18 protein-coding genes are annotated in these 23466 nt (G+C 56.6%); 7 read left to right on the forward strand and 11 right to left on the reverse strand.

The genetic code is table 11. The features are described from left to right. Window positions 1-37: 37 nt before the first annotated feature. A complete protein-coding gene (locus K7B04_RS12925; RefSeq protein ID WP_065355586.1) occupies window positions 38-1618 on the reverse strand; it encodes a phosphoethanolamine transferase in 1581 nt (526 codons plus the stop codon). Between the two features lie 256 nt (window positions 1619-1874). Next, window positions 1875-2000, reverse strand: a complete 126-nt coding sequence (gene mntS, locus K7B04_RS12930; protein ID WP_065355587.1) for a manganase accumulation protein MntS — start codon at window positions 1998-2000, stop codon at window positions 1875-1877. 181 nt (window positions 2001-2181) lie between these two features. Between mntS and mntR the strand changes: the two genes are divergently transcribed. The 4 genes from mntR (at window position 2182) to K7B04_RS12950 (ending at window position 6073) form a co-directional block, all read left to right on the forward strand. Then, a complete protein-coding gene (gene mntR, locus K7B04_RS12935) occupies window positions 2182-2655 on the forward strand; it encodes a manganese-binding transcriptional regulator MntR (RefSeq protein WP_065355588.1) in 474 nt (157 codons plus the stop codon). Next, on the forward strand, window positions 2652-3770 hold the full coding sequence (locus K7B04_RS12940) for an anion transporter (RefSeq protein WP_223802205.1): 1119 nt from the start codon (window positions 2652-2654) through the stop codon (window positions 3768-3770). Before mntR ends, K7B04_RS12940 begins: the two co-directional genes overlap by 4 nt. A 194-nt stretch (window positions 3771-3964) precedes the next feature. Next, window positions 3965-5341 (forward strand): glycoside hydrolase family 1 protein, encoded by a 1377-nt coding sequence (locus tag K7B04_RS12945; protein ID WP_167576345.1) that lies wholly within the window; start codon window positions 3965-3967, stop codon window positions 5339-5341. 15 nt (window positions 5342-5356) lie between these two features. Then, window positions 5357-6073, forward strand: a complete 717-nt coding sequence (locus K7B04_RS12950) for a GntR family transcriptional regulator (RefSeq protein WP_167576344.1) — start codon at window positions 5357-5359, stop codon at window positions 6071-6073. 46 nt (window positions 6074-6119) lie between these two features. Here K7B04_RS12950 and ldtB read toward each other — a convergent pair whose 3' ends face one another. After that, complete coding sequence (ldtB, locus tag K7B04_RS12955) at window positions 6120-7040, reverse strand: L,D-transpeptidase (RefSeq protein WP_163447123.1); 921 nt, start codon at window positions 7038-7040, stop codon at window positions 6120-6122. 218 nt (window positions 7041-7258) lie between these two features. On the opposite strand from ldtB, the gene K7B04_RS12960 reads away from it, so the two are divergent. Beyond that, the gene (locus tag K7B04_RS12960) at window positions 7259-8851 is read left to right on the forward strand and encodes an ABC-F family ATPase (protein ID WP_167576343.1); all 1593 of its coding nucleotides are present in this window, start codon (window positions 7259-7261) and stop codon (window positions 8849-8851) included. Between the two features lie 130 nt (window positions 8852-8981). Here the strand turns inward: K7B04_RS12960 and K7B04_RS12965 are convergent, their stop codons facing one another. Both K7B04_RS12965 and K7B04_RS12970 read right to left on the reverse strand, forming a co-directional pair. Further along, on the reverse strand, window positions 8982-11348 hold the full coding sequence (locus K7B04_RS12965; protein WP_223802206.1) for a glycoside hydrolase family 31 protein: 2367 nt from the start codon (window positions 11346-11348) through the stop codon (window positions 8982-8984). Window positions 11349-11362: 14 nt separating this feature from the next. Continuing rightward, window positions 11363-12664: an MFS transporter gene (locus K7B04_RS12970; protein ID WP_167576341.1), complete on the reverse strand. Its 1302-nt coding sequence runs from the start codon at window positions 12662-12664 to the stop codon at window positions 11363-11365. A 298-nt stretch (window positions 12665-12962) separates the two neighbouring features. Here K7B04_RS12970 and K7B04_RS12975 point away from each other — a divergent pair, with 298 nt between their 5' ends. Beyond that, window positions 12963-14066, forward strand: a complete 1104-nt coding sequence (locus K7B04_RS12975; RefSeq protein WP_223802207.1) for a LacI family DNA-binding transcriptional regulator — start codon at window positions 12963-12965, stop codon at window positions 14064-14066. On the opposite strand, the gene K7B04_RS12980 is transcribed toward K7B04_RS12975, so the two are convergent. The 4 genes from K7B04_RS12980 to K7B04_RS12995 form a co-directional block, all read right to left on the reverse strand. Continuing rightward, window positions 14033-15298: a DUF1479 domain-containing protein gene (locus K7B04_RS12980; RefSeq protein ID WP_223802208.1), complete on the reverse strand. Its 1266-nt coding sequence runs from the start codon at window positions 15296-15298 to the stop codon at window positions 14033-14035. The genes K7B04_RS12975 and K7B04_RS12980 overlap by 34 nt on opposite strands. 211 nt (window positions 15299-15509) lie before the next feature. After that, entirely contained in the window at window positions 15510-16319 is an 810-nt protein-coding gene (locus tag K7B04_RS12985) for a Cof-type HAD-IIB family hydrolase (protein ID WP_223802209.1), read from the reverse strand. A gap of 227 nt (window positions 16320-16546) precedes the next feature. Beyond that, the gene (locus K7B04_RS12990; protein ID WP_167576337.1) at window positions 16547-18979 is read right to left on the reverse strand and encodes a formate C-acetyltransferase/glycerol dehydratase family glycyl radical enzyme; all 2433 of its coding nucleotides are present in this window, start codon (window positions 18977-18979) and stop codon (window positions 16547-16549) included. 5 nt (window positions 18980-18984) lie between these two features. After that, window positions 18985-19887: a glycyl-radical enzyme activating protein gene (locus tag K7B04_RS12995; protein ID WP_223802210.1), complete on the reverse strand. Its 903-nt coding sequence runs from the start codon at window positions 19885-19887 to the stop codon at window positions 18985-18987. Window positions 19888-20020: 133 nt separating this feature from the next. Here K7B04_RS12995 and fsa point away from each other — a divergent pair, with 133 nt between their 5' ends. Further along, window positions 20021-20683 carry a fructose-6-phosphate aldolase gene (fsa, locus tag K7B04_RS13000; protein ID WP_163447033.1) on the forward strand — a complete coding sequence of 221 codons (663 nt, stop codon included), beginning with the start codon at window positions 20021-20023 and terminating at the stop codon, window positions 20681-20683. A gap of 735 nt (window positions 20684-21418) precedes the next feature. Here the strand turns inward: fsa and moeB are convergent. Further along, on the reverse strand, window positions 21419-22180 hold the full coding sequence (gene moeB, locus K7B04_RS13005; RefSeq protein ID WP_163447031.1) for a molybdopterin-synthase adenylyltransferase MoeB: 762 nt from the start codon (window positions 22178-22180) through the stop codon (window positions 21419-21421). Then, complete coding sequence (gene moeA, locus K7B04_RS13010) at window positions 22180-23415, reverse strand: molybdopterin molybdotransferase MoeA (RefSeq protein ID WP_167576333.1); 1236 nt, start codon at window positions 23413-23415, stop codon at window positions 22180-22182. Before moeA ends, moeB begins: the two co-directional genes overlap by 1 nt. Window positions 23416-23466: the final 51 nt, after the last annotated feature.

Consider the following 23466-nt stretch of genomic DNA (forward strand, 5'->3'; position numbering starts at 1 on the left):
TGAAAGGCAAACGGATAGCGACGGAGGAGGGGCGAAATTAGCTTTTGGGATCAAATAGATCGGTCTTCAGCGTATCGTAATCCACTTTTTGTAACTGGAAGTTGGTGATGTAGACCTTGCCGGCTTTTTGCGAGGAGATAAAGCGATACTTCGGCGTAATCTCTTTGGTTTGGATCCCGGTCCACTGCGAGAAGAAGCTCAGGAAATCGTTGGCGGAACGACGTGCCTTGATAATCTTGTGCGCTTTGTCATCGCTGGACAGCACCATAAACGGTACCTGGAAATTCTGCTGATATTTATCATCGTGCGCCAGATACTGTACCGCTTTGCCGCGCTCTTTAAACGCCAGCCCGTGATCGGAGAAGTAAACCAGCGAGAAGCTGTCGGTGTTACGTCGTAGCTGATCGTAAAGCTGGTTTAGCAGGCTGTCGGTTTGGGTCATGGTATAGAGATAGCATGACGTTTCCTTTGACTGCACGAACTGCGCATACTTGCCCTGGGTGCGGTCACAGGCCTGCGGATGCGAGCCCATAATATGCAGCACAATCAGCTGCGGCTGGCTACGCGTCGTCGACAGTACCTGAGCGGTCATTTTCAGCAGATCTTCATCGCGGGTATTTTTATCCGCTTCGAAGTCGCCGCTTTTCAGGAAGTGTGCTTCATCGGCGCGTTTGGCGATGCTGGCGATAGCCGTGTCGTACTCGCCAATCTGCCCCTGGTTGGAGAACCACCAGGTCTGGAAGCCGGCGCGGTTGGCCAGAGTCACGAAGTTATCCTGATACAGCGGTTTGCCGTCCACGACACGGTTCAACGTCAGCCCCAGCGATTTCTGCGTAGACCCGCTGGCGGCAATGTAGTTAGTAAACAGATAGCCATTGACCGAGCTGGCGAACGGCGTGTTATCCCAGTGACCGCCGAAGGCCCCCAGCGCGTCGCGTCGCGCGCTTTCACCGATCACCACCACGTAGGTATGGTATTTCGGCTTCACGGCCACCACGTTCCAGGTGTCTTTCAGCCCGGAAAGCTGCGCCATGCGCTGCTGTTCGTCAATCACCTCGTTATTATTAACGATGATGTCTTTCACGAAGCGGAAGGCCGGGTAGCCGCTATCTTTCAGCTTAAACCCCCAGCCATCAATCTTGTTTTGAATCGGCTGAACGAAGAACACGCCGATGCTGAATAGCAGACACAGCGTCTCTATCACGCCCCAGCGTTTTTTATCTGTGGCTTTACGGCGAACGGCAATCACGCCGAGCACGAAAATAAACAGGCCCACGAGGTAGCTATACCACGGGAAAATAGTGAAGATTTCCGTCGACTCTTCCACATTCGTGGAGTGTAGCGCCAGCAGCGTGTTGAAATTCGGCGCGCCATAGGCCTGACTGAAGGGGAAATAGAGCGCGGCCACGAGCGAATAAACCCCCAGCACCACCTTCTGCACTTTAGGCAGCGTGCGCCACAGCAGATGCAGCACGCAGGTAAATGCCACCGCGTACAGCAGGCTAAACGGGTAGCCCAGCGCCAGGTTTATCAGGATCGACTGTAAAAAATAAAGTCCCGTCCACGGGCTAACGGCCAGCCCACGTGCAGCAAGGGTTTCTTTCAGGGTTAGATTCATAGATTACAACTATCAAAACGCCATGTGCGTCCCCTGGCGTCAAGGGGTCTTTATTGGCCAGACGATGCGTGAAGAGGGGGATGCAAAGTACAGGGCTGCAAGAAGATAAAGCGAGCTTATTATTGGGTCAACTACTGATAACGAATTGTTTTGGGAGGGCGCTTACAAAACCAGAAAATAAACGCGGTTTTTGGGCGCAAACGGGTAGGTTGCCAGCACATGATGACAGCATGATGAAGCGGCGTCGCGACGCCGCTTAGCGGGACGGAGTGTCCTGTTTGGATTTGTTGTTGAACAGGTCGCACAACATACCGATCAACATCAAGCGTACTTTAAAAGGAGAGTGGCTAAACACGCTGATACACCTCTTGAATTCGTTCATGGTTCCTCCTGCCTTCTGGCCCGTCAATCCGTGATGAGCGTTCGCATTACATACAGATATAGCACAGGCTATATTTTATAGCTATGGCTAAAACGTTAAATTTTTGTGCTTGGGTCACAATCCATTACAATGAGCGGACTTGATATGACGCGTTCAGGCGTCGCACAGATGAGGAAGCTTTATGGGCCGTCGCGCAGGTACGCCAATCACAAAAAAAGTGACGCAACTGGTTAACGTTGAAGAGCACGTGGAAGGGTTTCGCCAGGTGCGTGAAGCGCATCGCCGCGAGCTGATTGACGACTACGTTGAGCTGATTTCCGATTTGATTCGTGAAGTGGGTGAGGCGCGTCAGGTCGATATGGCAGCGCGTCTGGGCGTTTCTCAGCCAACGGTGGCGAAAATGCTGAAGCGTCTGGCTGGCGTTGGGCTGATCGAACAGATCCCCTGGCGCGGCGTATTTTTGACGCCGGAAGGGGAAAAGCTGGCTCAGGAGAGCCGTGAACGCCATCAGGTGGTCGAAAACTTTCTATTGGTACTTGGCGTCAGCGCGGATACCGCCCGTCGTGACGCTGAAGGTATTGAGCACCATGTTAGCGAAGAGACGCTGGACATGTTCCGTCAGTTTACCCTGAAGCACGGGCAATTCGTGGAATGAACCTTCCTTTTATACGCTCGCTGGCGCACGACCGTTTTCTGCATTTGCTCATTCTCGTCGGCATCCTGCTGAGCTTTTTTGTTCCTTTCGCCCCCGCAAGTTGGCCTGCGGCGATTGACTGGCACACCATCATTACCCTAAGCGGGCTAATGCTGCTAACCAAAGGGGTTGAGCAGAGCGGCTATTTTGATGTTCTGGGGCGAAAAATGGCGCGCCGTTTTGTCACCGAGCGTCAGCTGGCCCTCTTTATGGTGCTGGCGGCGGCGTTGCTTTCGACCTTTTTGACCAATGATGTGGCGCTGTTTATCGTCGTGCCGCTCACCCTGACGTTGAAAAAGTGGTGCGCACTACCAATTAATCGACTGATTATCTTCGAGGCGCTGGCGGTTAACGCCGGTTCGCTGCTTACGCCGATCGGTAACCCGCAAAACATTCTGCTGTGGGGGCGTTCGGGGCTCTCTTTCCCTGCGTTTACTCTGCAGATGTTGCCGCTGGCGCTGGCGATGATGGCCACCCTGCTGGTGCTGTGCTGGTGCTGCTTCCCGGCGAAAAAGTTGGTGTTTCAAAGCAGCGATCGCACACCTGAATGGCAGCCGCTGCTGGTGTGGAGTTGCCTGGCGTTTTATCTGATTTTCCTGACCGCGCTGGAGATGAAGCAAGAGTTGTGGGGGCTGGCAATTGTCGCAGCGGGCTTCCTGCTGCTTGCGCGTCGCGTGGTGCTCAGCGTCGATTGGGCGCTGCTGCTGGTCTTTATGGCGATGTTTATCGACGTGCATTTGTTGACTCAACTGCCGGTGTTGCAACACGCCCTCGGCGGCGTCAGTACGCTGTCCGGCGTGCCGCTGTGGTTAACGGCCATTGGCCTATCGCAGGTGATTAGCAACGTGCCGTCAACCATCCTGCTGATTAACTATGTCCCGCCGTCGATGCTGCTGGCGTGGGCGGTGAACGTCGGCGGATTTGGCTTGCTGCCGGGGTCGTTGGCTAACCTGATTGCCCTGCGTATGGCCGCAGACCGACGTATCTGGTGGCGCTTCCACCTCTACTCGATCCCAATGTTGCTGTGGGCGGCGGTGGCGGGATACGGGCTGTTCGCGATCCTCAACCGCGTGTAGGCGCTGATAAGCGCAGCGCCATCAGGCCGTCTGGCATGGCGGCGCTGCCTTATTCGGTCTACATCGCCGATCCTCCCCGCTCTATACTCTCACTCATCTCACAAAAAACGATCTTCAGGGTTGCGCACTTTTTCGACTTTGAGGTATATGACTAGTCATGAAATTTAAATGACTAGTCATATAGGAGTCGAATCATGAAACCATCACTGCCCGCCAACTTCCTGTGGGGGAATTCCGTCTCCAGCATGCAGACCGAAGGTGCCTGGAATGAAGGCGGCAAAGGGATGTCGGTATACGATATCCGCGAGCCAAAAGAGTTTGCTTCCGACTGGAAGGTCGCGACTGACTCCTACCATCGCTACGAAGAAGATTTTGATCTGATGAAAGATCTGGGGATGAACTGCTACCGTTTCCAGATCGCCTGGAGCCGCGTGTGCCCAACCGGTGATGGCGAGTTTAACGAAGAGGGCATTGCCTTCTACGATCGCTTTATCGATGCCCTGATTGCACGCGGCATTGAGCCTATGATCTGCCTGTACCACTTTGATATGCCGCTGGCGCTGGCGGAAAAATACAACGGCTTTACCGACCGCCGCGTGATGGAAGCCTTTATCCGCTACGGTAAAAAAGTGATCGACTGCTTCGGCGACAAGGTGACATGGTGGCTGACCTTTAACGAACAGAACCTCTACCATATGCCGGAAACGTTCCTTATTTCCGGCTATATGCGCGGTGAGAAAACCCTACGTGAGCTGTATGAAATTCAGCATCACGTGATGATGGCGCACGCGCATCTGACGAATTATCTGCATGAAACCAAACCGGGTAAATTGATGGGGGGCATGCTGGCGCACGCCCAGGTCTATCCGGCTACCTGCAAGCCGCGCGATGTGTTCTGTGCGCAGCAACTGGACGAATTCTTCAATCAGAATTTGCTGCGCGTCTTTGCGGGTGAGGGCTACAGCCCGGAAGTGATGCACTTCGTTAAGCAGTCCGGCTTTGACGATATTTATCGCGAGGAAGACCTGGCGGTGCTGGCGACCATGAAGAACGACTATATGGCCTTCAGCTACTACGCCAGCCGTACCCTTGACAGCGACCCTATCCCGGAAGGCACGCCGGTGAACAACTATATGCTGTTCGGCGACAAACCAAACCCGCACCTGAAGGCCACCGAATGGAACTGGCAGATAGATCCGCTCGGTTTTCGCAGTATCATTACCCGCTATTACAATGACTGGCGTCTGCCGGTGTTCCCGATTGAGAACGGTATTGGGGTGATAGAACACTGGGATGGAGAAAATCCGATCGCCGACGATTACCGTATCGCCTATCATCGCGATCATATTAACGCTATGAAAGAGGCGATTTTTGAAGATGGCGCGCAGGTCATTGGTTATCTGGGCTGGGGGCTTATTGATATTCTCAGCTCGCAGGGCGACATGCGTAAGCGTTATGGCGTGGTCTACGTCAACCGTGAAAACCACGATTTAAAAGACCTCAAACGTGTGCCGAAGAAAAGCTATGACTGGCTGAAACGGGCCATTCATAGCAATGGCGAAGAGATGTAACAACAGGAGCGGGTGATGGCAGCGAAGTACATCGCGATAGCGCGGGAAATTAAAAAACGGATTATCAGTGGGCAGTATCCCGCCGCTGAGCCATTGCCCGACCAGTTTGCGCTGGCCGCCGAATTTGGTACCAGCCGGATGACCATTCAGCAGGCGATGCGCCAGCTGATTGTTGAAGGGCTGGTTTATACCCGCCAGGGGCAGGGGACGTTTATTCGCAAGAACTTCCTCCAGCTCTCACAGTGGGACATTCACGGCAGCGACTACGCCGGGGCGACGGAAACCTGGGGACATCTGGGCAAGGTCGCAAGCCAGGTGATTCACTTTGAGCTCCGTTTTCCCAGCGAGAAAGAGCAGGCATCGCTGCTGATTGACGCCGATTCACCGGTGTACGATTTTGTGCGCCTGCGTCTGCTGAACGGCGAGCCGCTGTCGCTGGATATTACGGTCATGCCGGTGTCGCTGGTGCCGGGGTTGAGTAAATCACATCTCGAAAACTCGGTCTTTCGCTACGTGCAGGACAATCTTGGTCTGAAGATGATGGGGTCTTATCGCGTGGTGCGCGCGCTGAAGCCCAGCGAGCTGGATCAGCAGCATTTGAACTGTGACGCGAGTGACCCGATTCTGGAAGTGGAACAGGTGATTTATCTGGATGACGGCACGCCGCTGGAGTATGCGCACTGTCACTATCGCTACGATCACGGGGGGATTGTGATCGTCAATAACGGATAAAAAAAGGGCGGGTGATTAACCCGCCCTTTTTGATCGTCTGGTTGACTTAGTTCAGACGAACCGGCATACCGGAACGGTTTTTCACCGCCTGGTCAACGATGCTCTGGTCAACGTCGGACTGGCTGGTCACCGCCTGTACCGCTTTGGTCAGGACAACCGGAACAGTTTCACCACCTTCGAACTGCGCTTCAGTGGTAGACAGCGGGTTGTGCACTTCAATGAAGCGGCTGCCGTCTGGCTCCGTGGTCGCTTTAACCGGTTCATCGATAAACTGCACGCGGGTGCCGACCGGCACGTTCTCGAACAGGAATTTGATGTCTTCGTTACGCAGACGCACGCAACCGTGGCTCACGCGCAGGCCGATACCGAAGTTGGCATTGGTGCCGTGAATGGCATACAGACGACCAATATACAGAGCGTACAGACCCATCGGGTTGTCCGGGCCAGCCGGAACCACTGCCGGCAGCGGGTTGCCTGCTGCGGCATATTCAGCGTGCATTTTCGCCGTCGGCGTCCAGGTCGGGCCGGCTTTCTTACGTTCTACCTTGGTGGTCCAGTTAATTGGGGTATCTTTACCCAACTGGCCGATACCGATTGGCAGCACGATCACCGTGTTGGTGCCTTTCGGGTAGTAGTATAGACGCATTTCCGCGCTGTTGATGATAATACCTTCATGCACGGTGTCCGGCAGGATCAGCTGCTGAGGAATATTCAGCACGCTGCCGCCTTTCGGCAGGTAGGTGTCGACGCCTGGGTTAGCCTCCAGGAGGTTGGAAAGCCCCATCTGGTACTGGGCGGCGAAGTATTCCAGCGGCTGTTTGTTATCGTCAGGAATCGTGATGACCTGATTCTGTCCGATAATACGGCTACCGTCGGTCGGCAGCGGATACGTCACCGCAGAGGCCGAATTGCAGAAACCTACGACAGCGAGCGCCGCAGCGAAAAGCGTTGTTAATTTCATGTTCATGTTGTGCGAGGTATCAGTGCCATTACGGCGGTTGTTTGAGAATTCAGACTGTTGGTTGCAGCGCATTATATGTGCATTCGATGCGACTGGGAATTCGGATGTGTACGAAATCACATTTTTTTCACTTGCGTTACAGTTTAGCCGTTGGCGAAGGCGGGCGCTTTTTATTCGCAAGTGTGGCATAATAGGGAGTTTGTCACATTCTTCAGGATACTCCCGTGTTAGTTACCAGCAACGTCACCATGCAGTTTGGCAGTAAGCCGCTGTTCGAAAATATCTCCGTCAAATTTGGCGGCGGCAACCGTTACGGCCTGATTGGCGCCAACGGGAGCGGTAAATCCACCTTTATGAAAATCCTCGGCGGCGACTTAGAGCCGACGCTGGGCAACGTGTCTCTCGATCCCAATGAGCGTATCGGTAAGCTGCGTCAGGATCAGTTCGCCTTTGAAGAGTTCACCGTACTTGATACGGTGATCATGGGCCACAGCGAGCTGTGGGAAGTGAAGCAAGAGCGCGACCGTATCTATAGTCTGGCTGAAATGAGCGAAGAAGACGGCTATAAAGTGGCCGATCTCGAAGTGCTCTACGGCGAAATGGACGGCTACTCCGCTGAAGCGCGCGCCGGTGAACTACTGCTGGGTGTCGGCATTCCGCTGGATCAGCACTACGGCCCGATGAGCGAAGTCGCGCCAGGCTGGAAACTGCGTGTGCTGTTGGCGCAGGCGCTGTTCTCTAACCCGGACATCCTGCTGCTCGATGAACCGACGAACAACCTGGACATCGACACCATTCGCTGGCTGGAGCAGACGCTGAACGAACGCGACAGCACCATGATCATCATCTCGCACGACCGTCACTTCCTGAACATGGTTTGTACCCACATGGCGGATCTCGACTATGGCGAGCTGCGCGTCTACGCCGGTAACTACGACGAATACATGACAGCAGCTACCCAGGCTCGTGAACGTCTGCTGGCCGATAACGCCAAGAAGAAAGCGCAAATTGCCGACCTGCAATCCTTCGTCAGCCGCTTTAGCGCCAACGCCTCTAAATCACGCCAGGCGACTTCCCGCGCCCGTCAGATTGACAAGATCAAGCTCGACGAAGTGAAGGCATCCAGCCGTCAGAACCCGTTCATCCGCTTCGAGCAGGATAAGAAACTGTTCCGTAATGCGCTGGAAGTGGAAGCGCTGGCCAAAGGTTTTGAAAACGGCCCGCTGTTTAAAAACTTCAACCTGATGATGGAAGTTGGCGAGAAGATTGCCATCATCGGCGCCAACGGTGTGGGTAAATCCACCATGCTGAAAACCCTGGTCGGTGAACTGACGCCGGATAACGGCACCGTGAAATGGTCCGAAAATGCCAGCATCGGTTACTACGCGCAGGATCACGCCGAAGATTTCGATAACGACCTGAGCGTGTTCGACTGGATGAGCCAGTGGAAGCAGGAAGGCGATGACGAGCAGGTAGTGCGCGGTTTCCTTGGTCGTCTGCTGTTCAGCCAGGACGATATCAAGAAGCCGGCGAAGGTACTTTCCGGTGGTGAGAAGGGCCGTATGCTGTTTGGTAAGCTGATGATGCAGAAACCGAACATTCTGGTGATGGATGAACCTACCAACCACCTGGATATGGAATCGATCGAATCACTGAACATGGCGCTGGAAATGTATCAGGGTACCCTGATCTTCGTTTCTCACGACCGTGAGTTCGTGAGCTCGCTGGCGACTCGCGTGATTGAGATTACGCCGGAACGCGTGGTGGACTTCAGCGGTAACTACGAAGATTACCTGCGTAGCAAAGGGGTGGAGTAATTTCCCTCAGCCTGGCCCTCTCCCAAAGGGAGAGGGAACCGTCAGGTGCAAATTAAAACACCTTGCTCCTGCAAGCCGCACAATGCGGTTTGCTCCCTCTCCCCAGTGGGGAGAGGGGCGGGGTGAGGGGTTATCCTCGTACCCACTCACTTTTCTCTTCGCCGTTAATCAACAGCTGACGTTTTTCTCCTTCTGGCAGCGTCACTTTTAACGCTTCCCATGCCGGACGATAATCGCCGCGTGCGTTCACCTTCAGGTCAATCGTCCTGGCGGTGCAGACCATCTCCCACTCCAGCCACAGCGCGTTACCTTCTTTGTAGCCCCACGACTCGCCGTCATCCTCAAACAGCAGGCCCGAAGAGCGGCCGATTCCTTTAACCGGGAACAGCTTCAGCTCACGCAAGGTATCTTCTTCTGCTTTCACGTAGGTAATACGTTCGCTCAGCGGTAGGCCTGCGCCCGCGCGGACCAGCAGCGGCAGTTTCTCCAGCGGCGCATCGACGACAATCGACTGTCCGCCGCTGTACCACGCGCCGGTGTAGAAATCGTACCAGCCGGTTTCGTTGTCCGGCAGCCAGACGCGGCGTTCGCGCTCGCCGGCTTCCACCACGCTGGCGACCAGAATATCGCGGCCCAGCAGGAAGTCATCGCACTCTTCAAACGTCTGCGCATCGTGTTCGTGATCAAGGAAAGTCGGACGCAGCATCGGCTCGTCGTCGGCATGCGCCTGCCATAGCAGCGTGTAGAGATACGGCAGCAGACGGTAGCGCAGCTCAATCGCGCTGCGAATCGCCGGGGTCACGCCAGGATACATCCAGGGTTCGTTCACCGTGTGGTCGTCGTTCCATGAATGGATGGTAAAGCGCGGATGCATTACACCGTTCTGTACCCAGCGGACAAACAGCTCCGGGTCCGGTTTGTCGCCGGAGAAGCCGCCGACATCATGGCCCAGGTTGTACAGACCGGACAGGCTCATCCCCAGCCCCATGCGGATGTTGTAGCGCAGCGTGTCCCAGTTAGTGCGGTTATCGCCGCTCCAGGTCTGCACGTAGCGCTGCATCCCGGCGCAGCCGGAACGGGAGATCAGATACGGGCGCTTGTTCGGCGCAAAGCGCTCCTGCGCTTCCATTGATGCGCGGATCATCAGCAGCGGCATCACTGGGCGAATATGCTTAATCGCAATCTCATCGCCAAAGCCGTGGCAGCGCGCTTCACCGTCCCATACTTCAAACTCGTTGTTATCGTTCCAGGTGGAATCGATACCCATCTCCAGCAGCTGTGTAGTGACGCCCTCCTGCCACCAGGCCACGGTTTGCGGATTGGTAAAATCGAGGTGCGAACCTTCATCGTCCCAGAAGCTGGAACGCTCCGGACCGTCGCTTTCCGAGTCGCGAATAAACAGCGCTTTCTCCGCCACCTCGTTGTAACGCGGGTGATCCTGCAACAAGCATGGCTTGATGTTAGCCGCCAGATGTAGACCTGCATCATGGAACGCCTGGCTCATGACCTTTGGCTGCGGCACTTTGTCGTAGTTCCAGTTGAAGACGTAGCGCTTGCCGTTAATGGAGGTATAGCCGGAAGAGAGCTGGAACGAATCGCACGGGATAGCATGCTCGTCGCACAGACGAATAAAGTTCATCAGCTGATTTTGCGCGTCCGGCGCGTCGGTGTAGTGCATGGTTGAGCCGCTGTAGCCCAGGCTCCATTTCGGCCCGAACAGCGTTTTACCGGTCAGGCGTACGAAGGCTTTGGTGACATCCAGCACGCGCTCGCCGGTAAACAGGTAGTAATCGATATCACCGGCTTCTGCCTGCCAGCGGCGATAAGCGGTGTGGTAGTTGTCGATCTCGTTGCCTAAATCCAGCCAGCAGCTGCTGAGGTTGTCGTAAAACAGCCCGAAGCTGATGTCATCACGGCGCGTAATGGTGAACGGAATGTGTTTGTACAGCGGGTCAGTGCTGGCCGCGTTGTAGCCCATCGCATCCAGGTTACGCATCTCGTAGCGCTTGCCGTTACGCTGCAAATCACCGGCTTTATCCCCCAGGCCATAAAAACGCTCGTCCTTACGGCGGCTCTGGTAGTGCGCCACGCCATCGCCGTGGGCATTCACCAGATAGGCGCTGGTCGGACGGTCATTGACCAGCGGCTGCCACTCGCCTTCGGCGTTGCGGTAGTGCCACTCCAGCCACAGCGGCTGGTGGACGGTGACGCGCAGCGACTGAGTGGCGATAATCACGCTATCGTCCTGTTGGTTTAGCGTCCAGGCAGGCAGGCTAAAACCGCTGAGATCTTCACGGCTGCGGCCCTCCCAGGGGACGTCCTGCTCGGGGGCGATACTCCAGGTGCGGTCCAGCGCCAGTTCGCCTTTGCGTTTCAACAGTACGCGGAACAGATTCTCCTCCAGCACATACAGACACAGCGTGTGCTGGCCGTCGACCAGCAGCTCGACGTGGTGGGAAGACTGTTTTTGTAGGGTCCAGTTTTTCAGCGTTTTCATATTTACATCCACTATCAGGCGCGTTTCGCGCGGCGTTCAGCAATAAATGCGACCAGGAAGACGGCGCCAATCAGGTCGAAGAAACCCATGGCGACAAACAGCGGGTTGAAACCGATTTTGTCGGCAGTCACCCCAATAATCAGTGAGAACAGGAAGCTCGCAATCCATGCGGCGGAACCACGCATACCGTTAACGGTCGCCATCTGGCCTTTGTCGAACGATTCAACAACCAGTGCGCTCAGCATGCAGGAGATGATCTGGTGGCCAAAGCCGCCAATCGACATCAGCACCACGGCGATGATCGGATCTTTCGTCACCGCCACGACAGCAAGTGACACCATCAGGAATGCCCCGGTGACGGAACTGGCCACGGTGGAGTTGACGCGTGAGCAGCCGAACAGGCGCACATAGAGGCGGGTTAAATAGCCGCTCGCGACGCTGCCGAGGTCGGCGGCCAGGAAGGGCAGCCAGGCGAACAGGGCGATCTGCTTGAGATCCATGTTGTACTGCTTGGCAAAATAGAGCGGCATCCAGAAGCTAAACACGGCCCATGCCGGTTCTGCCATAAAGGCCGGGATAGCGATACCGTAGAAGCGTTTGTTTTTACCCACGGTTTTCAGCGCGGTCAGGAATGGCAGCTTCACCGGCGGCGCTTCGTTATCCTGACGGATATAGTCCAGCTCGGCTTTGCCCAGGTTCGGGTGTTTATCCGGGTTGTGGTAGAACGCCCACCACAGTACGACCCATGCGAGCGCCAGAATACCGGTAAACATGAACGCGCCCTGCCAGCCAAAAGAGGCGTGGGCAAAATAGATGATTGGCGGTGCCAGCATCGCGCCAATCGAGAAACCCACGCCAGCCCAACCCGCTGCTACCGGGCGTTCCGATTTCGGGAACCACTCGCCGATGGTTTTGGCGTTGGCCGGGGTAGCCGCTGCTTCCGCGCCGCCCATAAAGAAGCGCAGCAGCGCCAGATGCAGCCAATTACCGGCACCGGCGTGCAGTAAACAGGCCAGTGCCCACAGGCTGGCGCAGATCATAAAGCCCAGCTTCAGGCCAATAACGTCAATCAGCCAGCCGCACAATGGCTGGAAGAGGGTATAGGCGATCTGGAAAGCGCCGACGATCCAGGAATATTGCTCGGTAGTGATCCCGAGGCTGTCTTTCAGCTCTGGTGCCAGGATCCCCAGCGAGTTACGGGTGATGTAGTTGACGGTGACGCCGAGTAAAAAAAGCACCAGCATCCACCAGCGCAGATTTTTGACAACGCGGCGAGTTTTGCTGGTTGTTATTTCATTATTGATGCCCTGACTCATAGGGATCTCCACAGGATGATGTCAGAAACGGTGGGCAACTACGTGGGGAGTTGTCACACCACTTTTGGTAAGATTTTGATATTTATCAATTTTATTGTTGTTCACTTCCACCGTTCTTGTATGGAAGTTGTTCTACCAATTCACCTTAGAAGACATGAAAGGTTGGGAAAAGCGGGTTTTGTGCACGTTTTTTCATGAATGACTGATATACATTACGTATAGGTCTTTCATGCCTTGCCAAATAAGGCATTTTTGTCATGAAAATTCTTTCATTTTCGAATTAGAGACAGATCACAAAATGGAAAAGAAGCTGAAAATCGCCGAGATTGCTGCCCGAACCGGGCTGTCTGCCAGCACCGTTTCGCGCGTGCTGGCGGGTAAAGCGAATACCAGCGCTCGCGCCCGCGAGCAGGTGTTGACCTGCGCGCGTGAGCTTGGGGTGATGGACGGTATGGCGGCAGGAAGGATGTTGCTCAATAGCCTGATTGTCTTTGCGCCGCCGCGGGCGTTCGATGAGCGGTCCGACATCTTTTACTACCGTGTGATCCAGAGCATCAGTAAAGCGCTCTCGCCACACGAGGTGCGTTTGCGCTACTGCGCGCTGGAAGAGAACGACAGCGATCCTACGTTGTTTTTGTCGCGCATGAACGAAGCGGAGACGCAGGCGGCCATTCTGCTGGGCATTGACGATCCGCATATTCACGATCTTGCCGCCGATCTCGCGAAGCCCTGTGTGTTGATTAACTGCCGCGATGAACGCATGCGTCTGCCGGCCATTGCGCCGGATCATCGGATGATTGGCGCTTTCGCCGCGCGTTACCTGTTTGAAATGGGCCATCGGGAGGTCATGAACGTCATGTGTCTGCGCCGTTACACCATGGAACAGCGACTGGCTGGCATTAAAGAGGCGTGGCGTCAGCACAACCTTGAGTTTCAGCACGAGCGCGACCTGCTGAATATCAGCAGCTTTAGCGCCAAAGTTGCCGAGGAAAAGGTTGGCGCGTGGCTGGATGCGCTCGATGGCCGGCCATTGCCGACGGCCTTCCTGGTGGGCGGTGATTTTATGGCGGCAGGGACCGTTAACGCCCTGCGTCAGCGCGGGCTGCGGGTGCCGCAGGACGTCTCGGTCATGAGTATCGATGGCTTCAACCTGGCGGCCATTGAGGACGTGCCGCTCACCGCGGTTCATGTGCCGCGCGACGAACTGGGCGTTGAGGCGGTGCAGATGCTGCAACAGCGGCTGATTCGTCCCGACGCGCCGGTAGGATCGTTACTGCTACATGGGCGGCTGGCGGTTCGGGAATCGGTGCGGCGGGTGCGCCCCGGAAAAGGGCACACCGCCGTTGAACGGGAGGGGTTGTACGATAATCAGACGTCGATGCCCAGCGCACGTTTACCGTGAATATTGAGGTCCGCGAGCGTAAAGCGGCCCTGCCAGTCGGCTTCGTAGTCTTCACGCGGGAAGTCGCCCGGCGATGCGCCGCGTTCTAATGCCGCTTTCACCTTGTGGGCGTAAGCGAGGTTTTTTTCGCACATTGGCGCGGCGGGGATGTACATCACGTTCCCCCAGCCCTGCTGATTCTCCACCGGCGCCACCGAGTGGATCACGTCGCAGTGCCACCACACCGAATCACCGGCCTCCAGCGCCGGAATAGAGGTCAGTGCGCTTATCAGCAACGGGTGCCATTTTTCGGAGATCGGCAGCACTTTCCCTGGCGCTACGCCGCAGAGTTCATCCTCCGGTACGTCGTCAAGCAGCGGACGCAGCAGCACATAGGCCATCGCTTCCGGAATAGGCACCACGTGCAGCAGCCCCTGATCCGGGATCATGTCCGACAGCGCCGTCCAGCCCTGGAAGGTGCGGAACACCGAGCATTTGGTGGTGTTATCGACAGTGTACTCTTCCACGTCAGTACGGTGCGCGGCGTTCCACGGATCGTACTGCTCGACGTTACCGTTAAAGACGCTGGCGAACACCTGTTGATAAGCCGGAAGTAGCCAGCGTTCTAGCGCGCCAGAATCGGTATGTGCTCCGAGCCCTTTGGAGGTGGTGCCCGGTGGGCGGCGGCGGATACGGTCCGGATAAATGACGCTGATATCCGGGTTAAACCACTGCTTACCCTCGCTTTCCACTTTCCAGAGGCGGTTGAGGAACGATTGGGCCTGCGCCATCTCTTCACTCTGACGCGCCTGCATTTGCGCCTGCGACCAGTAAATCGGGTAGATTTCCGGACGTGAGGCATCAAGTGAACCGAAAAAGCTATCGCCCGGCCCCTTATATACGTCATCGAAATGGTTGCGATCGAGGTAGTCGAGCATTGAACGATCCCAAGCCAGCGCTTGTTCACGCGGGAAGTGACCTTTAATCACCGCACATCCGCGGCGCTTCACCTCGGCGCGGGTGGCTTCGCTAATGTTGCCCGCCGCCAGATCGGCAAAGGGAATGATTGGCCACACCGGCTGTCCCTGCGCCTTCAGGGCGTTAATTTCCGCAACCCGCGCTTCAATGGTGGCGCTCAGGCGGTCGAACACCGCCTGGACGTCGCCAATCTGCGCGCGTAGCGTTTGTTTCATCTGGCGAATGGCCGCTTTCGGGTCGGCAGGGAGCGTTTCGTGGGTAAAGGTAATCGTCATATCAACCTCGCAATCTTTCATTCGAAAGTAAAATGCATTACAGGTGATACTTTAAGTTAAAATAAAGTTAATGCAAGTTTAAATTCTTGCGTTAGATCACGAAGGGAAAGGAAGATGAATACGTAGGCCAGATAAGGCAACGACGCCATCCGCCAATGTGCACGGAGGCGCCTGATGGCGCTGCGCTTATCAGGCCTACAAAGGAAGAGAATTAGAAGGGGGCGGTGCCGTCCAGCACGGACTGAATGACGTTCAGCGCACCGTCGTGGTTGTTGTCGTCGGTCCGGTAGTCCGCAATGGCCTTAATGCTGTCGACCGCGTTGCCCATGGCGAAGGAATATTTCACCAGCTTGAGCATTTCGGCGTCGTTGCCGCTATCGCCAATCGCCACGCACTGCTGCGGCGAAAGCTGCCAGCGCTTCAGCAGGCGACTGATGCCGTTGGCTTTGTGCATGCCGGGAATGATGAGATCGACAAAGCCGAAGCCGCTGGTGACGGGCTTCATAATGCCGTCGAGGGAGACGTGCAGCTTATCAATCAGATCGGGGATATCGCTGTCCGGGAGGTTCAGGGAGAATTTGAACATCTTATCGTCGACGTCGTGGAAGTTCGCCACGCGCTTTAAGCGGTAGTAGTGTTTGGACATCAGTTCGACCAGCGCATCTGGCGCGCTGTCGCTGATATAAGCACTTTCCAGACCGCAGGCGACGAAATACATCTGCGGGTCTTTCAGCAGTTCGCCAATCACCGTCTGATACTCATGTTTCGTGAGCTCACCGTGGAAAAGCTGCTGCCCGTGCTCGTACACCAGCGCGCCGTTTTCCGCGACAAAAGAGATGCGATCCCGAATTTCAGGGAAGAAGGTAATCAGCTGGTAATACTGGTTGCCGCTGGCGACAACGAACTCAATACCACGTGCTTGAAGCTGTTCAAACTGCGCCAGAAACCGCGAACGGTCGTAGGTCTTGGCGTCATTAAGAAAAGTTCCGTCCATATCGGTGACGATAACTTTAACGGTCATACGGGATGCTCCTGGTGTAACTTCGGCCAGAAACAATTTAATTACAATGTGAGATAAAGCACAAATTTATTTCATTTGAAAGAAAGGCGGTGGGTCGCTGTGCGCGTTGGACCCTCACCCCGGCCCTCTCCCTGGAAGGGAGAGGGCCGGGGTGAGGGTCCAACGGCGCCGATCGGTTCCCTCTCCCCTGAGGGAAGAGGGTTAGGGTGAGAGGGAAATGCGCCGACTTACAGCGTATGCTCAGTACGCGCAATAATATCGTCCTGCGCATCCGGCGACAGCGCGGTAAAGAACGCCGAATACCCCGCTACGCGCACCACCAAATCACGGTACTGATCCGGATGTTTTTTCGCTTCCAGCAGCGTTTCGCGCGACACGATGTTGTACTGAATATGCCAGCCTTTGTGCACTTCGAAGAAGGTACGCAGCAGCGCCATCAGCTTTTGCTTGTCGCTTTCGTTTTCCAGCGTCGCCGGGTTCAGCTTCTGGTTCAGCAGCACGCCGCCGAGAATCGCCGAGGTCGGCAGCTTCCCGACGGAGCTAATCACCGCCGTTGGGCCAAGATGGTCGGTACCGGAAGCCGGGCTGGCGCCTTCAGCAAGCGGGGTTTTCGCTTTACGGCCGTCCGGGGTTGCCATGGTCTGCGCGCCAAACGGGACGTTCGCTGAAATGGAAGACGTGCCCGCGTAATAGTTGCCGCCGATCGGGCCGCGACCGTAACGTGGGTTGTGATACTGCTTCAGTTCGTCGATATAGGTCTGATAGGCGCGGGCCAACAGGGCGTCGACGCTGTCATCATCGTTGCCGTACTTCGGCGCGCCGTTAATCAAACGCTGACGTAGCTGCTCGTGGGTCAGCCCTTCGTAGTCTTCCGCCAGCGCTTTTGCCAGCTCCTGCTGACCAATCAGCCCCTGATCGAAGACCAGTTTTTTCACTGCCGCCAGACTGTTGCCGAGGTTGGCGATCCCCACCTGCAGGCCGGAAACCCAGTCGTACTTCGCGCCGCCCTGTTTAATGCTTTTCGCCCGCTCAATGCAGTCGTCAACCAGCGCCGAGCACAGAATATCGTGCACGTTCTCTTCCAGCATGGTGTCGACCACGTATTCAATCTCAATGGATTTACGGGTGTAGTAACGAATCTGGCTATCCCAGTCGGCCAGCATCTGCTCGAAGTTGGCGAAGTTACCCTGCGACAGCGCGTGTTCCTGTGGCAGGAAGACCTGGCCGCTGGTGGCATCGCGACCGCCTTCCATCGCGGCCAGCATCACGCGGGCAAAGTTGATAAAGCTCATCCCGGTGCAGCGGTAGCCCCATTTACCGCCAACGGCGGTTTCAATACAGCCGATAGCCGCATAATCATAGGCATCCTGAGGTTCAACGCCCAGTTTGATAAATTCTGGAATCACGATCTCATCGTTGTTGAATGCCGGCATGCCAAAGCCGCAGCGAATGACCTGCACGCAGGCGTCGAGGAAGTCGTTGCTCATCCCGGCGTGATAGCGCACGCTCAGGTTTGGCTGTGTGGAACGCAGGCGGCCACAGGATTCCAGAATCGCGTAAGAGAGCGGGTTGACCGCGTCCTGCGCTTCGCCGTTGACCAGCTTCTGGCCGCCGATGGTCACGTTCTGATACAGCGGGCTACCGGCAGAGGCCTTGGAGTGCGAGCCGGAGCGAATTTTGTTCACTTCCAGCAGCTTCAACCAGCAGCTGTGCAGCAGCTCGATAGCGTGTTCGCGATCCAACGACTGTTCCAGCTCAACGTCGCGGCGGTAGTACGGATACAGATACTGGTCCATACGGGCGAATGACACCGAGTGACCGTTGGACTCAATTTGCAGAATCAGCTGGATGAAGTAGCACAACTGCAGCGCCTGCCAGAAGGTTTTCGGCGGCTGATGGGCAATCACATCGCAGTTTTCGGCGATCGCCAGCAACTCGTCGCGGCGGTTTTCGCGAGACTCTTCGGCGGCCATTTTGCGCGCCAGCTCGGCGAAACGCACAATGTGCAGGCTCACAGCTTCCAGTACGATATCAATGGCTTTCAGGAACTGCTCACCGTGCAGGTCTTCCAGTACGGTCAGGTTAATGCGGGTACGACGCTCGGCGACTTTGGCGCGCATGCCATCGAGGCCTTTTTCCAGCAGCAGCGGGTAGTTCACCGCCAGGTGGGCGTCGCCGGAGGTCATATTACCTTCGGCTTTAATAATGCCGGTGGCCAGCAGCGCTTTCTGTTCATCGGTAAACATGCCGTAGCAGCGGTCCTGTACGGTCTGGCCACGCCACCACGGGCACACTTCATGCAGTACTCGTTTGTTCTCTTCGCTCACCGCAAATCCGGCGCCGGGGCGGTCGGCCAGGTCGTCGATCTCTTTTTCAATCCAGCTGACGGTATATTCCGGGAAAATGGGCGCGGCGCGCACTTCGCTTGCCTGGTTACCGACGATCAGTTCGTCATGTTTAATCCAGATGGTGCGTTCCGCCAGATGGTGGGCCAGCGCCAGCGCGCGGCGTACCGGAATCGGTTTATCCAGATGCTGCTGGTACGCTTCGGTATAGTGGCGTGCGCGTTCGGTGCAGACCGGCGGCTTAACAATATGTACCAGCGCGGTTTTGTGAGCTTTGATGCGGTCGGTCAGTTTGTCGAGAGTCAGAGTGGTCATGGTTTTTATCCTCGTAGTGTCGCCGTTAACCCTTTTTCGCGGGCGTACTGCTGGGCAAAATCCAGCAGCGCCGGGTCGTTCAGCGGCTTGTCGGGTGCAAAGTAGGGAAGGCCGAGCAGGGTATATTTGTTGATACCCAACGTGTGATACGGCAGAAAATGAATATCGCGCACGCCCGGCATCTCGTCGGCGGCAAAATCAGCAATCGCTTTGATGGAGTTTTCATCGGCATTAAAGCCCTGAATCAGCGGTACGCGTAGGGTTATCTGTTTTCCGGCGGCGGCGAGACGTTTCAGGTTGTCGAGCACGCGTTTGGCCGAACCGTCGGTCCACTGCTTGAAGCGTGCTTCGTCTACGTGCTTCAGGTCAGCGAGGAACAGGTCGATATAGGGCAACGCGGGCTCCAGGTAGCGCCATGGCACATGCAGGCAGGTTTCTACCGCCGTGTGGATGCCCTGATCATGGGCGCTTTTCAACAGTTCCAGCGCCAGTTCCGGGTTCATAAACGGTTCGCCGCCGGAGAGCGTCATACCGCCGCCGCTGCGATCGTAAAACGGTTTATCGCGCAGCACGGTGGTCATAATTTCTTCGGTGCTTTTCTCTTCGCCGCAGACGGTCAGCGCCTGAGTCGGGCAGCAGTCGGTCAGCGCATCAAGCTGCGTTTGATCGAGCTTTTCCCGATGAATAACCAGACCGTTAAGCGCACGTTCAATGACCGATGGTGCGGCCTGTTGGCAAAGATCGCAACCGTCGAGACACAGGCGCGGATCGAACAACAGATCCTGTTTGTGCGCGCGGCTCTCCGGGTTCTGGCACCAGCGACAGCCGAGTGAACAGCCTTTCAGGAAAACCACGGTACGGATACCGGGGCCATCGTGGGTGGAATAGCGCTGAATGTTGAAAATCATATGCTGCCCTCATCTTTCGTATAAAGATTAAAATACTTTCGAATGAAAGTTATCTTGATGTGCGTCAACTTAAGAAGAGGTTTTGCTGTGGTAAGGTTATTCCATGCTAAACATCACGGTTTAAGGAATCATCATGGAACTCTATCTCGACACCTCTGACGTGGCGGCAGTTAAAAAGCTGGCGCGTGTTTTCCCGCTGGCGGGCGTGACTACCAACCCAAGCATTGTGGCGGCAGGTAAAAAACCGCTGGATGTGCTGTTGCCGGAACTGCTGGAAGCGATGGGCGGTAAAGGCCGTTTATTTGCCCAGGTGATGGCGACAACCGCCGACGGCATGGTGGCGGACGCGCATAAGCTGCGGGCGATTATTCCGGACCTGGTGGTCAAAGTGCCGGTGACGGCGGAAGGGCTGGCGGCCATTAAATTGCTCAAAGAAGAGGGAATTCCGACGCTGGGCACCGCCGTTTACGGCGCAGCGCAGGGTCTGCTGTCGGCGCTGGCGGGGGCCGAATATGTCGCGCCTTACGTTAACCGCGTCGATGCGCAGGGAGGAAATGGTATTCAGACGGTGTGTGAATTACAGGATCTGCTGACTCTGCATGCGCCACAGTCGAAAGTACTGGCGGCGAGCTTTAAGACTCCGCGTCAGGCGCTGGACTGCCTGCTGTCAGGCTGCCAGTCGATTACCTTGCCGCTGGACGTCGCGCAGCAGCTGATCAGCTATCCGGCGGTGGATGCCGCAGTGGCGAAGTTTGAGCAGGACTGGCAAACGGCGTTTGGTCGTACGTCGCTGTAATACTTTCTCTATTGGCACGATCGGTACCTTCCAGTCACTTACACACAAATGTAGGACAGGACCGAATATCTGTCAGTAAGGGGAAGTGTTCCGTTCACTTTACGTTGGGTGGAATATGACGTTCTATCACCGGTGAACGGGCCAAGGGGGGCGGCCGCGCCCCCCTTGACAATCCCCGCGGCCCCGCAGGGAAATCGGTGCTTCGCACTGCGCTCGCCTACGAACTCCAGCCTGCGGCACGGCGAAACTCGACATCCTGTCTCGGTTCGCCTCAGTCCGCCATCCATGGCGTCCTGACCTTGCCTTCCATTCTCCGGCTCGCCGATTTCCAGCGGGGACTCATCGGTTTCAGTAGCTCTGGTTTTTGCTGTTAACTAAAAGACCGCATTGGTGTTGGTGGCGTCTAAATCGCCGAAGCGTTCCCTGAAGGCCGGGTCAGCCCACAGGGATGTGGGCTGAGGGCGCGGCTTTACAGGGATGTTACCTCGCGCCCGACCCGAAAGCCGAAAGGGATAAGCTGAGGGAACCGCGCAGCGGCGATTTTGCCGCCAGAGCCCGGGGGGGGCAGGGGGCGGCGGCGACTGGCCGCCCCTTGCGCGCTCCCTGCGCCCGCGCAATTTATGTGGCGAGAGCTGAAAGGAGCGCAACAGAGTGATGTATCCAAATATATCTCACCCTGGCTGATAACTGCTTCCGGGATTTGTGTATGAGGCTGTTGAGGGCATGGATGAGGGGCTACGCAGCTCCCGACCCGCACACCTCGCACGTCGGGCTACGCATCAGCTTCATCTCGCGGAACTGGCAGCGCATCGCGTCATACATCACGATTTTCCCCGCCGCAGGCGTACCGTAGTGGGTCAGCACCTTAATCGCTTCCATCGCCTGCATGGCGCCAATCACCCCAACCAGCGGGGCCATCACGCCCGCTTCCACGCAGGTGAGGGCATTCTCGCCGAACAGACGGCTCAGGCAGCGGTAGCACGGCTCGCCTTCCTGATACGTAAACACCGAAATTTGCCCTTCCATGCGAATCGCCGCGCCGGAAACCAGCGGGACTTTATGCCGGAAGCAGCCCACATTCAGCTGGTTACGAATGGTGACGTTATCGGTACAGTCGAGCACTAAATCATGTTCCGCAATCAACGCCCATAGCGCCGCCTCTTCCAGCAATGCGTTGTGGGTCACCAGCGTGACGTGTGGGTTAATGCGCGCCAGCGCGTCGCGGGCGGAGTCGACTTTGGGCTGACCGATAGTGGCGTCGCTATGCAGCGTCTGGCGTTGCAGGTTAGAGAGCGCCACGGTGTCAAAATCAAGCAGAGTGAGTTGGCCAACTCCCGCGGCGGCCAGATATTGCGCCGCCGCGCAGCCCAGCCCACCCAGACCGACAACCAGCACACGCGAGGCCTTTAACTGCTCCTGGCCGTCAAAATCAAAATCCCGCAGGATGATTTGCCGGTTGTAGCGCAGCATCTCGGCATCGCTGAGTTCGGCGGCCATTACAGACCTCCCAGCAGATGGTTAAAGGGCTCAACCTCTACCCATTCGCCAGCTTCGACGTGGCCGCGCTCACGCTCCAGTACGATAAAGCAGTTGCCTTGGCTGAAGGAGCTAAAAATGTGCGAGCCCTGATGACCGGTAGTGGACACGGTAAGGTCGCCGTTGGCGTCGCGGGTCAGCAGGCCGCGCTGGAAGTCGAGGCGGCCTGGGGATTTTTTCAGCCGATCGGTAGTTCGCACGCGCAGGCGCGGAGCCTGCGTGGCGTTGCTGCCCGCACTCAGTTTGGCCAACAACGGCTGCACCAGTTGGTAGAAGGTGAGCGCCGCGGAGACCGGGTTACCCGGCAGACCGCAGAACCAGCTGTGACTTAGCTTACCGAAGGCGAACGGCTTGCCCGGTTTGATGGCGAGCTTCCAGAAGCTGATTTCACCCAGCTCGTCGAGAATCGTTTTGGTGTAGTCCGCTTCGCCAACGGAAACGCCGCCGGAGCTAATGACCACGTCCGCCTGCTGGTCGGCCTGAATAAAGGTCTGGCGCAGCTGTTCCGGGTCATCGCGGATAATCCCGAGGTTAATCACCTCGCAGCCCAACTGTTCGAGCATCAGATGCACCGCCAGGCGGTTGGTGTCGTAGATTTGCCCATCGCCCAACGGCTGGCCCGGTAGCTGGAGTTCGTCACCGGTGGAGAACAGGGCGACGCGCACTTTACGCACCACGTTCACCTCGGCAATGCCGAGAGACGCCAGCACTGGCAGCTCGGCGACGGTGAGGCGGGTACCCGCCGGGAAAACCACCGCGCCGTTGGCGATGTCTTCGCCGCGACGGCGAATATTCTGCCCCGGCTTCACCGGCGCGGTGAAACGGATACCGGCGTCGGTCTGCTCGGTCTCTTCCTGCATCACTACCGCTTCACAGCCTGCGGGAATCGGCGCGCCGGTCATAATGCGCACGCAGCTTCCGGCAGGCCATTCGCCGTGGAACGGCTGCCCGGCAAAGGCTTTACCCGCTACCGTCAGCGGCGTTTGCGCCGCGAGGTCGGCGAGGCGCACCGCGTAGCCATCCATCGCCGAATTATCAAAACCCGGCACGTCCAATGGAGAGATGACATCGCCTGCGGTAATACGGCCAAAGGCCTGTAACAGCGGCACCGACTCGCTTTCTCGAAGCGGGCTAATCTGCTCAAGCATCTGGGCGAGCGCGGTATCAAGCGGTATCAGTCCGGCGGTAAAATCCATGGGTAAACTCCTGCGGGAAACGTTCGAATCCGCACATTATGGCAGAAAACC

Origin of the sequence: Kluyvera sp. CRP, from assembly GCF_019930565.1 — a bacterium.
Classification (GTDB): domain Bacteria; phylum Pseudomonadota; class Gammaproteobacteria; order Enterobacterales; family Enterobacteriaceae; genus Kluyvera; species Kluyvera georgiana_A.